Annotated in this window: 11 protein-coding genes; 10 read left to right on the forward strand and 1 reads right to left on the reverse strand. The window is 75.4% G+C overall.

The features are described 5' to 3' along the window. Positions 1-41 precede the first annotated feature (41 nt). The 10 genes from ABT296_RS03385 to ABT296_RS03430 all read left to right on the forward strand — a co-directional run bounded on the left by ABT296_RS03385 (position 42) and on the right by ABT296_RS03430 (position 11,963). Positions 42-2,255, forward strand: coding sequence for an anthranilate synthase component I (locus tag ABT296_RS03385; RefSeq protein WP_351922666.1), 2,214 nt, complete (start codon positions 42-44; stop codon positions 2,253-2,255). Continuing rightward, positions 2,252-3,178, forward strand: coding sequence for a 4'-phosphopantetheinyl transferase family protein (locus ABT296_RS03390; RefSeq protein WP_351922667.1), 927 nt, complete (start codon positions 2,252-2,254; stop codon positions 3,176-3,178). The genes ABT296_RS03385 and ABT296_RS03390 overlap by 4 nt, the downstream gene beginning before the upstream one ends. Beyond that, positions 3,175-5,127 carry an L-aspartate N-monooxygenase gene (locus tag ABT296_RS03395; RefSeq protein WP_351922668.1) on the forward strand — a complete coding sequence of 651 codons (1,953 nt, stop codon included), beginning with the start codon at positions 3,175-3,177 and terminating at the stop codon, positions 5,125-5,127. The genes ABT296_RS03390 and ABT296_RS03395 overlap by 4 nt, the downstream gene beginning before the upstream one ends. A gap of 687 nt (positions 5,128-5,814) precedes the next feature. Next, positions 5,815-7,236 (forward strand): nitrosuccinate lyase, encoded by a 1,422-nt coding sequence (locus ABT296_RS03400; protein WP_351922669.1) that lies wholly within the window; start codon positions 5,815-5,817, stop codon positions 7,234-7,236. Beyond that, positions 7,233-8,081, forward strand: coding sequence for an alpha/beta fold hydrolase (locus tag ABT296_RS03405; RefSeq protein WP_351922670.1), 849 nt, complete (start codon positions 7,233-7,235; stop codon positions 8,079-8,081). Before ABT296_RS03400 ends, ABT296_RS03405 begins: the two co-directional genes overlap by 4 nt. A 168-nt stretch (positions 8,082-8,249) precedes the next feature. Next, positions 8,250-8,534 (forward strand): hypothetical protein, encoded by a 285-nt coding sequence (locus ABT296_RS03410; protein ID WP_351922671.1) that lies wholly within the window; start codon positions 8,250-8,252, stop codon positions 8,532-8,534. Between the two features lie 194 nt (positions 8,535-8,728). Beyond that, a complete protein-coding gene (locus ABT296_RS03415) occupies positions 8,729-10,174 on the forward strand; it encodes a DUF2252 domain-containing protein (RefSeq protein WP_351922672.1) in 1,446 nt (481 codons plus the stop codon). Beyond that, positions 10,171-10,644: a hypothetical protein gene (locus ABT296_RS03420; protein WP_351922673.1), complete on the forward strand. Its 474-nt coding sequence runs from the start codon at positions 10,171-10,173 to the stop codon at positions 10,642-10,644. Before ABT296_RS03415 ends, ABT296_RS03420 begins: the two co-directional genes overlap by 4 nt. A gap of 42 nt (positions 10,645-10,686) precedes the next feature. Beyond that, the gene (locus ABT296_RS03425) at positions 10,687-11,589 is read left to right on the forward strand and encodes a J domain-containing protein (protein WP_351922674.1); all 903 of its coding nucleotides are present in this window, start codon (positions 10,687-10,689) and stop codon (positions 11,587-11,589) included. A gap of 26 nt (positions 11,590-11,615) precedes the next feature. Further along, a complete protein-coding gene (locus ABT296_RS03430; protein WP_351922675.1) occupies positions 11,616-11,963 on the forward strand; it encodes a rhodanese-like domain-containing protein in 348 nt (115 codons plus the stop codon). A 6-nt stretch (positions 11,964-11,969) separates the two neighbouring features. On the opposite strand, the gene ABT296_RS03435 is transcribed toward ABT296_RS03430, so the two are convergent. Next, positions 11,970-13,106, reverse strand: a complete 1,137-nt coding sequence (locus ABT296_RS03435) for an acyl-CoA dehydrogenase family protein (protein ID WP_351922676.1) — start codon at positions 13,104-13,106, stop codon at positions 11,970-11,972. Positions 13,107-13,145 lie beyond the last annotated feature (39 nt).

The raw sequence follows: 13,145 nt of genomic DNA on the forward strand, positions 1-13,145 counted from the left end.
AGCCCCCGGCCACCGCCGGGTTCGAGAAAGGAATCTGGGGCATGCCCCTGCTGGAAACCACCCGGCCGCTCACCGGCCGGGCAGCCCCGTCCGGGCGGTGGACGACTCCGGCCGGAGTCGAGGTCGTCCGCGTCACCGAGACCCTCGGCTCAGCCGCCGTCCTGCGCACCGCCCTGGAGGACACCCTCGACGAACGCCGCGGCATGCTGATGTTCCGCGGCCCCGACCGGATCGTCGGCTACACCGATCCGCCCCTGGAGATCACCGCGACCGGCCCGGAGATACGGGCCACCGCGCTCAACGAGCGCGGCCGGGTCCTGCTGCCCGCCCTGCTGGCCCTGTTCTCGGACGCGGCCGGCCCCGGCGGACACGTCGAGGCGGACGGCTGCACCGTGCGGATGCGCGGCGGCGTCCCCGACGGGACCTTCGCGGAGGAGGACCGCACCCGGCGGGTCGGCGTGTTCGCCGCGATCCGCTCCCTGGTCCAGGGGCTGGCCCTGCCCGACGACCCGCTGCTCGGCCTGTGGGGCGCCTTCGGCTACGACCTGATCTTCCAGGTCGACCCGGTGGCCCTCACCCGGCACCGCGCCCCCGGCGACCGGGACATGGTGCTGCACCTGCCCGACACCGTCTACGAACTGGACCTGGCCGCCGACGACGCGATCCGCCACGACTACGAGTTCCGGATCGGCGCCGGGCGCACCGACGGCCTCGACCGCCGCACCCCCGCCCGCCGCTTCGTGCCCGCGGCGCACGCCCCCGAACGGGACCACGAGCCCGGCGAGTACGCGCGCGTCGTGGAGAAGGCCGGGCCGCTGTTCCGCTCCGGCGACCTGTTCGAGGTCGTGCCCAGCCAGTCCTTCCACCGGGTCGTGACGCGCCGGCCGTCCCAGCTGTTCCGCACCCTGCGCGAGCGCAATCCCGCCCCGCACAGCCTGCTGATGAACCTCGCCCGGGACGAGTACCTGGTCGGGGCGTCCCCGGAGATGTTCGTCCGGGTCACCGGCCGTCCGGGCGCCGGCGCGCTCGTCGAGACCTCCCCGATCAGCGGCACCATCGCCCGCGGCCGGGACGCCCTGGAGGACGCCGAGCGCATCCGCACCCTGCTCAACTCGTCCAAGGACGAGCACGAGCTGACGATGTGCACGGACGTCGACCGCAACGACAAGTCCCGGGTGTGCCTGCCCGGCACCGTCAGGGTCACCGCCCGCCGCCGTATCGAGACGTACTCCACGCTCATCCACACCGTGGACCGCGTCGAGGGTGAGCTGCGGCCCGACCGGGACGCGCTGGACGCCTTCCTCGCCCACCTGTGGGCGGTCACCGTCACCGGGGCGCCCAAGCTGTCCGCGATCGAGTTCGTCGAACGGCACGAGCGTTCCCCGCGCCGCTGGTACGGGGGAGCGGTGGGCCGGATCGGGTTCGACGGCGACCTGGACACCGTGCTGACGCTGCGCACCATCCACCTGCACGACGGGGTGGCCACCGTCCGCGCCGGGGCGACCCTGCTGCACGACTCCTCGCCCGAGGACGAGGAGCTGGAGACCGAGCTGAAGGCGAAGGCGCTGCTCGGCGTCCTGGACGAGCCGCCCGCCGTGGTGCGCGCCGCCCGGGCGAGCGTTTCCGAGGGGCCCGGCGCGGGCCGGCGGATCCTGCTGGTGGACCACCGCGACTCGTTCGTGCACTGCCTGGCCGGCTATCTGCGCGAGACCGGGGCCGAGGTCGGCACCTACCGCAGCGGCGGCCATCTGCCGCTCCTCGCCGAGCAGCGCCCCGACCTGGTGGTCCTCTCGCCGGGACCGGGCACGCCCTCGGACTTCGGCACCGCGGCGACGCTCGCCGAGGCCGAACGGCTCGGCATCCCGGTCTTCGGTGTCTGCCTGGGCCTGCAGGGGATCGTCGAGTACCTCGGCGGCACCCTCGGGGTGCTGCCCGAGCCGGTGCACGGCAAGCCGTCCCGGGTCCGGCGCACCGAGGCCGACTCGCTGCTGCTGGACGGGCTGCCCAAGAGCTTCACCGTGGGCCGCTACCACTCGCTGTACGCCGACCCGGCCGGGCTGCCCGAGGCGCTGCGGGTGACGGCGGCCACCGAGGACGGGCAGGTCGCGATGGCCGTCGAGGCGCCCGGGCACCAGTTCGCCGCGGTCCAGTTCCACCCCGAGTCGATCATGACCAACGCCGGGCACACCGGGCGGCTCGTGGTGCGCAACGCGGTCGCGCGGCTGACCCGTACCCCGATCGGGGCCCTGCGGTGAGCGCCCTGCTCCCGGCCCCGGCGCGGGTGCCGGCGAGCGGTGCGCACGAGCCCGTCGACCTGGGCGCGGTGGCGGCGCTGTTCGAGCCGCCCGTGGTCGCGGCACAGGCGCACACCGGCGAACTGGAGTTCGTACAGCTGCCCGCGGCGACCCGTGGTCTGCTGAGCGGCTACACCGCGCCGCTGCGCCGCGAGACCTTCACCGCGGGCCGGCTGGCCGCGGCCCGCGCCATCGCCGCGCTGACCGGCGTGCCCCGATGGCTGGACGCCGACGCCCGCGGGGCGCCGCGCTGGCCGTACGGGGTCGCCGGGTCGCTCAGTCACACCAACCGGGTCGCCCTGTGCGTGGCCGGGCCCGACCGCGGGGTCGGACTCGGCATCGACATCGAACCGCTGGCCACGGGCGCGGAACTGCTCCTGGCCGAGCACTACGTGTGCACCCCGCGCGAGCGGGAGCGGCTGCGCGGGGCGGCCGACCCGGCCCGTGCCGTGCTGCGGCTGTTCTGCGTCAAGGAGGCGCTGTACAAGGCGCTGCCGCCGGACAGTCAGGACGGCGTCTCCTTCCAGTCCGTGGACCTGGAGTGGGAGGAGCCGCCGGCCGGGGCGGACCCGGCGGAGCCGGTGGTCCTGCGTGTGGTGCGCGGCCCGGCGCCGGGTACCGAGGGGCGCTGCGCGGTGGTCGGGAGCCGGATGGTCGCGGCGGTCGCGGTGCGGTGGCGGCCGGTGCCGCCCGTGCCTGCTCCTGTTGACGCCCCGGTCGAGACCTCCGCCGAGTTCCTTGCCGAGCCCTGCGCCGAGCGCGTTGCCGAGCCCTTTGCCGATCCCTTTGCCGAGTCTGCCGAGTTCCTTGCCGAGCCCTCTGCCGATTCCTTTGCCGTGTCCCGCCCAGAGCCCCGTATCCAGCAGGACGGACAGTTGACATGACCACCAAACAGCACACCGTGTGCGTGATAGGCGCGGGACCGCGGGGCCTCTCCGTGATCGAGCGGCTCTGCGCCGGCGCCCGTGCCGCCGCCCCCGACACCGCGATCCGCGTCCACGTCGTCGACCCGGCCGCGCCCGGCGCCGGCCAGGTCTGGCGCACCAGCCAGTCCGCGCACCTGCTGATGAACACGGTGGCCGGACAGATCTCGGTGTTCACCGACGCCAGCGTCGAGCTGACCGGCCCCCTGGAACCGGGCCCCAGCCTGCACGCCTGGGCCGAACTGCTGGTGGCCGGGGACATCCCCGGCCACCGTCCCGGCCACATCCTCGACGAGGCCCGGGCGCTGGGCCCCGACACCTATCCCACCCGGGCGTTCTACGGCCACTACCTGCGCTGGGCCTTCGACCGCGCCGTCGAGGGCGCCCCGGACCGGGTGACCGTCACCTGGCACCGGGCCCGCGCGGTCGCCCTCGACGACGAGGCCGCCGCCCTCGCCACCGGCCACCCGCCACGCCAGCGGGTCACCCTGGACAACGGCGCCGTCCTGTCGGACCTGGACGCGGTCGTCCTGGCCCAGGGCCATCTGCCCGCCCGGCCCACCGCGGTGGAGGAGCAGTTCGCCGGGCTGGCCCGCGAGTACGGCCACACCCACCTGGCGCCCGCCAACCCCGCCGACGCCGACCTGGACGCCGTCCAGCCGGGCAGGCCGGTCCTGCTGCGCGGGCTCGGGCTGAACTTCTTCGACTACATGGCCCTGCTCACCACGGGCCGCGGCGGCAGCTTCACCCGCGTCTGCGGGCGGCTGGTCTACCTGCCCTCGGGCCGCGAACCCCGCCTGTACGCCGGCTCCCGGCGCGGGGTGCCCTACCAGGCGCGCGGCGAGAACGAGAAGGGCCCGCACGGCCGGCACGAGCCGCTGCTGCTCACCCCGGCCCGGATCGCCCGGCTGCGCGCCGCGCACGGCACGGACGGCGCCGACTTCCTGCGGGACGTGTGGCCGCTGGTCGCCAAGGAGGCCGAGACCGTCTACTACCGGACCCTGCTGGCCGCGCGCGGCCGGGCGGACCGGGGCGAGGCGTTCCAGCGGGCCTTCCTGCTCGCGCTGCCGGGCACGTCCGCGGAGGAGACGGTGCTCGACGCGTACGAGATCGGGGAGAAGGACCGCTGGGACTGGGACCGGCTCGCCCGGCCCTACCGGGACCAGGAGTTCGGCGGTCCCGAGGACTTCACGGCCTGGCTCCTGGACCATCTGCGCGAGGACGTCGCCGAGGCCCGGGGCGGCAACGTCAGCGGGCCGCTGAAGGCCGCCCTCGACGTGCTGCGCGACCTGCGCAACGAGATCCGGCTCGCGGTCGACCACGGCGGGCTGCACGGCGACTCGCACCGCGAGCACCTGGACCGCTGGTACACGCCGCTGAACGCCTTCCTGTCCATCGGGCCGCCCGCGTCGCGGATCGAGGAGGCGGCCGCGCTGATCGAGGCGGGCGTGCTGCACATCGTCGGCCCCGACCTGAAGGTGGACGTCGACAGGCAGGGCTTCCACGCCCACTCGCCGCTGGTGCCGGGTTCCCGGATCCGCACCGAGGCGCTGATCGAGGCGCGGCTGCCCGACATCACGCTCAGCCGCACCGAGGATCCGCTGCTGCGGTATCTGACGGACACCGGCCAGTGCGCCCCGCACCGGATCGCCACCCGCAACGGCACCTGGATCTACACCGAGGGCCTCGCGGTCACTCCCCGCCCGTTCCAGCTCCTGGATGCCGCCCGGCGCCCGCACCCGCGCCGGTACGCGTTCGGCGTGCCGACGGAGTCGGTGCACTGGGTGACGGCGGCGGGCATCCGGCCGGGCGTCAACTCGGTCACCCTGACCGACTCCGACGCCATCGCCCAGGCCGCGCTGGCCGCGGTGCTGCAACAGCGGGACAGCTTGCAGCCGACGGCGGCGTGACGCCTGCGGCGGGCGGGGGCGGGGGCGGGTGCCTGCGGCGCGGCGGCGGTTTCGGGTGCGGGGTCCGTCCGGCGCGGGGCTGTTGCGGTGCGGGGCGTCGTGACGCGGGCTCCGCTCGGCGCGGGGCCGCTCGGCCGTGGGCCTTTGCGGCGCGGGCTTCTCCCGAGCCGGGCCGGTGCGGCGCGATCTCCGCTCGGCCGTGGGCCGTTGTGGCACGCCTCCCGGCGGGGTCCGTAAGGGCGCGGCTCCGCTTGGCGCAGGCCGTCGCCGTGCGGGACGGCATTGCGGTGCGGGCCGGCATTGCGGTGCGGGCTCCGTTTGGCGCGGGCCGTTGCGGCGCGGGCCTGTCGGCATGGGCCTGGGCCGGTGCGGCGCGATCTCCGCTCGGCTCGGGGCCGTTGCGGCGCGGGCCTCCCCGCCGGGGCCGTTGCGGCGCGGGTTCGCTCGGCACGGGCCGGCGTGTGCGGGATGGCGTGTGCGGGACGGCGTCGCCGTGCGGGACGCCGTCGTGGCTCGGGCTGCTTCCGGCGCGGTTCGTCGCCGTGCGGGTTCGCTCCGTGCGGGCCTGTCGGCGTGGGCCGTCGCGGCGCGGGCTTCCCGTCGCGCTCCGTTGCGGTGTGGGCTCCGGCCCGGCGCGGGTTTCCGCGGTACGGGCTCCTTTCGACCAGTTTCAGAAGAGGACCAGCCATGACCCACGTACTTCCCCCGGACCTCACCTCCCTGGTGGACTCCGGGCTGTTGTCGCCGGTGCGGGCGGCCACCCCCGTGGAGGCGGCGGTGTCCGACGCCGCCTGGCTCGCGGCGATGGTCGAGGCCGAGACCGCGCTCGTACGGGCGCAGGCCCGCCTGGGCACCGTGCCCGCGGACGCCGCGCGGGCGATCACGGCCGCCGCCCGCCCCGGCCGCCTGGACCTCGTCGCGCTCGCCCGGGCCGCCCGGGAGACCGCCAACCCCGTCGTCGGGTTCGTGAAGGCGCTGACCGAGGCGGTCGCCGCCGAGGACCCGGCCGCCGCCGAGTACGTACACCGCGGCTCCACCAGCCAGGACATCCTGGACACCGCCGCCATGCTGGTCGTCCGCCGGGCCGCCGCCCTGATCCGCGCCGACCTCGACCGGTGCGCGGCGGCCCTGGAGGAGCTGGCCCGGGAGCACCGCGCCACCCCGATGGCCGGGCGCACCCTCACCCTGCACGCCGTACCCACCACCTTCGGTCTGAAGGCGGCGGGTTGGCTGCACCTGGTGAACGAAGCCAGGCGCCGCGTCGAGGCGTTGGCCGACTCCGTGCCCGTCGAGCTGGGCGGCGCGGCCGGCACCCTGGCCGGCTACCTGGAGCACGCCGGCACCCCCGGCGACGACTACGCCGACCGCCTGGTCGAGGCGTACGCGCGGGAGACCGGACTGGCCCCGGCGGCCCTGCCCTGGCACGTCCTGCGGACCCCGGTCGCCGACACCGGGGCGGTCTGCGCCTTCGCCGCCACCGCGCTGGGCAAGATCGCCGTCGATGTGCAGTCGATGGCGCGTACCGAGGTCGGCGAGGTCACCGAACCGGCCGTGGCCGGGCGGGGCGCGTCCTCGGCGATGCCGCACAAGCGCAACCCGGTGCTCGCCACGCTGATGCGCTCGGCGGCGCTCCAGGTGCCGCAGCTCGCCGCGGTGCTGTACGGCACGATGCTCGCCGAGGACGAGCGTTCCGCGGGCGCCTGGCACGCGGAGTGGCAGCCCCTGCGGGAGTGTCTGCGGCTGACCGGCGGCTCGGCGCACACCGCGGCGGAACTCCTGACCGGGCTCACCGTCAACGCCGAACGCATGCGCGCCAACCTCGACCTGACGGGCGGGCAGATCGTCTCCGAGCGGGTCGCGGCCGTACTGACGCCGCTGCTCGGGAAGGGCCCGGCGCGGGCCCTGATGACGCGGGCCTCGCACGAGGCGGCGGACCGGGGCACGAGCCTCGCGCGCGTGCTGGCCGCCGACCCGGAGGTGACGCGGCATCTGGGCCCGGCCGAACTGGAGGCCCTGCTGGACCCGGCGCAGTACCTGGGCGCCGCCCCCGGACTGGTGGACCGGGTGGTGGGACCGGCCCCGGAGGTCCCGGACAGGGCGGCGGCATGAGCACCCCGCTCGCGCACAGCCGTCACGGCACCGGGACCCCGCTCGTGCTGCTGCACGGCATCGGCAGCGGCAGACGGTGCTGGGCCCCGGTGACGGGGCTGCTCACCGCGCGGCACGAGGTGCTGGCCGTGGACCTGCCGGGGTTCGGGGACAGCCCCGCCCTGCCGCCCGGGACGGCTCCCACCGCGGGGGCGCTCGCCGAGGCCGTCGGCAGGTTCCTGGACGAGCGGGGGATCGACACGGCGCACGTCGCGGGGAACTCGCTGGGCGGCTGGGTCGGCCTGGAGCTGGCCCTGGCCGGCCGGGTCCGCACGCTGAGCCTGATCTCGCCGGCGGGCCTGTGGCGGGAGACCACCCCGTTCACCACCCGGCTCCTGCTGCGCTCCTTCCGGCTGGCCGCACCCTGGCTGGCCGGACCGGCCGCGCCGCTGCTGCGGACGGCGCCCACGCGGGCCGCCCTGCTCGCGGGTGTCCACGGCCGGCCCGGGCGCGTGCCCTACGCCCACGCGCGGGCCGCCGCCCGGGACATGGCGCGGGCGACGGGCTTCGAGGCGACCTGGCGGGCCGTCTCCACCACCCGGTTCACCGGCGGGCGGGCGATCGACGTGCCGGTGCGGGTGGCGTTCGGCTCCCGGGACGCCGTCCTGCGCGCCGGGCGGGCTCGGTTCCTCGACGAACTCCCGCGGGGCACCGAGTCGCGGGTCCTGCCGGGCTGCGGCCACGTCCCCATGCACGACGCGCCCGAGGCGGTCGCCCGGTTCATCCTCGCGGGCACCGCCGAGCAGGCGCGGCGACCGGTGTTGACGGTGCCTGCACCGCCGAGCAGGCGCGGCGACCGGTGTTGACGGTGCCTGCACCGCCGAGCAGGCGCGGCGACCGGTGTTGACGGCGTCTGCACCGCCGAGCAGGCGCGGCCACCGGTGTTGATGGCGCCTGCACCTCTGAACAGGCGCGGCCACCGGTGTTGACGGTGCCTTGAACGGTCCTTGACCACTCTTCAGCAGCCTGGGGGTATGACACGCGAACCCGCCTCGGATCGGAGGCAGTTGCTCGACACCCTGCAAGGGCTGCTCGACGCCCTGCCCCGACCCGACGGCGGGCGGCCGCTGCGGGCGGAGGACGTCCTGTCCTTCCTGGAGACCGGGCGGCGGGGCGGCGCCGGGACGGCGAGCACGGACGGCGGTGCCGGCGCGCGGAGTGCGGCCGGGGACGCGGCCGTCGAGGCGTCGCTGCGGCTGGTGGTCGAGGCGTTCACGGCGCTGGCGGGCGGGCGGGGGGAGACGGCCGGGCCGAGGTGACGGGACAGGGTCCGTGGCGCTGACGGGACGGGGCCCGTCGTGCTGGCGGGACGGGCCCCGTCCGTAGGGAAGTTGTCCACAGGGCGGGCTTTGTCCACAGGGGCTGACGCGGGCTCTGCCCCGCGCTGTACCGTCGCACGAGTTGATGTTCGTGCGGGCCGGGGACGGCCCGGGTACGGGGGGAGGCGGTCGCTGTGGACGACGGCGGTGCTCAGGCGGCGGAGACGGCTCGGGCCAAGGAGCGGCGGCCGGTGTCCCGGCGGCTGCCCCGGGTGGCCGGTTTCGCCGAGTGGCCGGTGAAGGACACCCCGAAGGAGGAGGGCAAGGCGCTGCGCGAGCGCGTCCCGCGCGCCTCGCACGCCCTGCTCGACCTCGACCCCGACCGTCCCGACGCGCTCACCGCGGTCGAGGAGTCCAACCTCGGCCGGATCGAGGAGCTGACGCCGATAAGGGTCGGCCGGATGGCGGCCACCCCCTTCGCGTTCCTGCGCGGCTCGGCGGGCCTGATGGCCCACGACCTGGCGCGCACCCCCATGACCCGGGTCCTCGCCCAGATCTGCGGCGACGCCCACGCGGCGAACTTCGGCCTGTACGGCGACCCGCGCGGCGGTCTGGTCATCGACCTCAACGACTTCGACGAGACGCTGCTCGGCCCCTGGGAGTGGGACCTCAAGCGGCTCGCGGCCTCACTGGTGCTGGCCGGCCGGGAGACCGGCGCGTCCGAGGACGTCTGCCGGAAGGCGGCGCACGACGCGGTGGGCGCCTACCGGCGCACGATGCGGCTGCTCGCCAAGCTGCCGGTGCTGGACGCGTGGAACGCCATCGCGGACGAGGAGCTGGTCTCCCACACCGACGCCCATGACCTGGTCGGCACCCTGGAGCGGGTGTCGGAGAAGGCGCGCTCCAACACCAGCGGCCGGTTCGCGGCGAAGTCGACGGAGTCCACCGAGGACGGCGGCCGGCGCTTCGTGGCGGCACCCCCGGTGCTGAACGAGACGCCGGAGGACGAGGCGGCGGCGGTCGCCGCGTCCCTGGAGGAGTACGTCACCACGCTCTCCGAGGACCGGCTCCCGCTGCTGGCCCGGCACGCGGTGCACGACGTGGCGTTCCGCGTGGTCGGCACCGGCAGTGTCGGCACCCGCTCCTACGTCGTCCTGCTCCTCGACCACCGGGGCGAGTGCCTGGTCCTGCAGGTGAAGGAGGCGCGCCCGTCGGCACTGGTCCCGCACCTGGCGACGGCCGGGTTCGAGACCCGCCCCGTGGCGCACGAGGGCCACCGGGTGGTCATGGGGCAGAAGCGCATGCAGGTGGTCAGCGACATCCTGCTCGGCTGGACGACCGTGCAGGGCCGTCCCTTCCAGGTCCGCCAGTTCCGCAACCGCAAGGGCAGCGTCGACCCCGCCGCGCTCTCCCCCGACCAGCTCGACGACTACGGGCGGATGACCGGCGCCCTGCTTGCCCGCGCCCACAGCCACAGCGCGGACCCCCGGCTGATCGCCGGCTACTGCGGCAAGAACGAGGAGCTGGACGAGGCGGTCGCCACGTTCGCGGTCGCCTACGCCGACCGCACCGAGGCGGACCACGAGGACCTGGTCAAGGCGGTCCGGGCGGGCCGGATCGCGGCGGAGACGGGGGTGTGAGGTACGTCGACCTCGACGGGAGCTTCGGCGAGGTGACGGGTGTCATCGATCCGCAGCCGTACCTGGAGCGGCTGCCCGGCCTCGCGGAGCGCCTCCCGCCGGGCGCCCGGGCCTTCGCCACCGACCCCGGGCACTACGCGTTCACCGGGAGCCGGTGCGTGAAGGACCTACGGCCGCTGTGGGCCCGCCGCACCGGCGAGGGCGAGGTGGAGCTGCGCTTCGGGCACAACTGCTTCAAGCACGAGGAGGACCTCGTCGTCCGCTACCGGGGCGTCTCGCGTTTCCAGGCGGACTTCCTGGACACCTGCGACGTGACGGGCCTGGGTGAGGTGATCCTCGACGAGCTGCTGCCGCACCCCGACGGCTGCAGCCACGAGGTCGCCTGCCGGCCGGGGACGCTGTTCGTGGTCTGCCGGGACCTGTCGGCGCGGTGGACACCGGCGGAGTGTCCCGAGGCGGCGCCCTCGTGATCACCCGTAGGCCGGGGCCCGGCGGTGGCCTACGCTGGTCGGGTGACGACACCGGAAGCTGAGCAGTCCCCGTCCCCGTCCGGTGAGGGCGCCGGGACGCCGCGGCCCGAGGAGCGGCTGGAGCGGGCCGTGCGCGCCGCCGAGCAGGCGCTGATCGAGTTCGAGATCGCCGTGGAGACGTTCCGCGTCGAGGTCGAGAACTTCTCCCGCCTGCACCACCAGAAGCTCGGCCCGATGTATGCGCGCCTCGACGACCTGGAGGCGCGGATCGCCGAGGCCAGGGCCGAGCGCAGCGGCGACCCGGAGGACCGGCGCAAGGCGGACGAGGCCCGCGCCCGGGTCATGCCCATGCCGGCCGTGGAGGAGCTGTTCCACGGCTGGATGGACGGCGACGGCCTGTTCCCGGAGGCGTCCGCGATGCTCACGGACCAGCCGGTGCGGCCGCCGCAGCGGGTCCGCCCCAGCGAGGAGGCCCGCAAGCTCTACCGCGACCTCGCCCGCAAGGCCCACCCCGACCTGGCCCAGGAGGACGCGGAGCGGGCCCGCCGGGAGGAGTTCATCACCCGGGTCAACGCCGCCTACGCGCGCGGCGACGAGGCCCTGCTCGCGGAGCTGGCGAGGGAGTGGACGGCCGGTCCGGCGCCGAAGGAGCGCGCGCCGAGCCCCGCCGAGGAGCTCTACGCCCGTCTCGAGTGGCTGTCCGAGCGCAAGGAACTGCTCAACCTGGTCGTGCGGGAGCTGGAGGACAGCGCGATCGGCTCCATGCTGCGGCTGGCCCCGGACGACCCGGACAAGCTGCTGGAGGAGATCGCCGAGCAGCTGCTCGCCGATGTCTCCGCGCGCGAGGCGGAGCTGGCGGAACTGCTGGCCACCCCCGCGGAGCAGGAGCCCGCGCGGGAGCAGGAGCCGGAGCGTGAGCAGGAGGACCGAGCCCGTGAGGCGTGAGTCCCGCGTCGGGTAGCGTCGGGGCCATGCATCTTGGATCTGGCGTTCCCACGGTCGAGGTCACGGACCTCAAGGACGGCGACTTCCTCCTGGACGTCCGCGAGGCCGACGAATGGCAGGCGGGCCACGCCGAGGGGGCGCTGCACATCCCCATCAGCGAGTTCGTCGCCCGGTACGGCGAGCTGACCGAGGCCGCCCCGCAGGACGGCCGGGTCAACGTGATCTGCCGCTCCGGGGGCCGCTCGGCGCAGGTCGCGATGTACCTCGTGCAGCAGGGCATCGACGCGGTGAACGTCGACGGCGGCATGCAGGTGTGGGCGGCGGTGGGCCGCCCGGTGATCACGGACGCCGGACAGCCCGGCTTCGTGCTCTGACCGTTCTCAACCACCGAGGGGGTGGGCGGCCAGCAGGTCGCCCAGGGCCTCCTCGTGGGCCGGGGCCGGGCCGAGGGCGAGTTCCAGTTGTTTGGCCCAGGCGTGGTAGCGGTGCAGCGGGTAGTCGACGTCGGCGCCGAAACCGCCGTGCAGGTGCTGCGCCGTCTGCACGACGCGCCGTACCCCTTCCGACGCCCAGATCTTGGCGACGGCGACGTCCCCGGCCACGGGCAGGGACCCCGGTGCCCGGGTGGTGATCCGCCAGGCGGCCTGCCACAGGGTGGCCTCCATCGCCTTGAGGTCGATGTAGCGGTCGGCGGCCTGCACGGCGACCGCCTGGAAGGTGGCGAGCGGGAAGCCGAACTGCTCCCGCTTGCCGGTGTACTCGCTCGTCATGCGCAGCACCCGCCCGCCGAGGCCGAGCGCCTGCGCGCACGTCCCCACGGTGAGCAGTTCCCGCAGCGCCTCCCAGGCGCCCTCCGCGTCCACCACGTCCCGCGCGTCGAGTGTCACGGAGTCCAGCCGCAGCTCCCCGAGCCGCTCCCCGCCGGTGCCGTACTGCTCGGCGACCGAGACGCCGGCGTGGTCCTGGGGGACCACCGCGAGGACGGTGCGGCCGGTGTCCGCGGCGGCGGGGACGACGACGAGGTCGGCGTCGCAGGCCCAGGCCACCGCCGTCTGCGTGCCGTCCAGGACCCAGCGCGCGCCTTCGCGGCGGGCGGTCACCGCGAGTTCCGCAGGGTCGTGCCCGGTCCGTCCGTGCGCGGCGACCGTCAGCGTGGGTTCGCCCCGCCCGGCGCGCGTGAGCAGGTCGTCCTTCAGCTCCTGGCCGCCGTGGGCGCCGAGCACGGACAGCGCGGCGCTGTGCTCCAGCAGCGGCACCCGGGCTAGTACGGCCGAGGTCTCGCGCAGGACCAGGCAGAGCGCGACCGCGTCCAGGCCGGCCCCGCCGTGCTCCTCGTCGAGCAGCAGGCTCAGCAGGTCGGCGCCGGCCAGGCGGGACCACAGTTCCCGGTCGAAGCCCTCGGCGACGGCTCCCGCGGTGAGCGAGGGGCTCGGGACGGCGTCCGGGGCGACCCCGGCGCACACCCCGCGCGCCGCCTCGGCCGCCGCCCGCTGCTCCTCGGTGAAGGAAAAGTCCACGGTCCCTGCCCTTCCGCGCCACGGAGATCTGACGGTCCG

It is taken from the genome of Streptomyces sp. NPDC000983, from assembly GCF_040299205.1.
Taxonomy (GTDB): Bacteria; Actinomycetota; Actinomycetes; order Streptomycetales; family Streptomycetaceae; genus Streptomyces.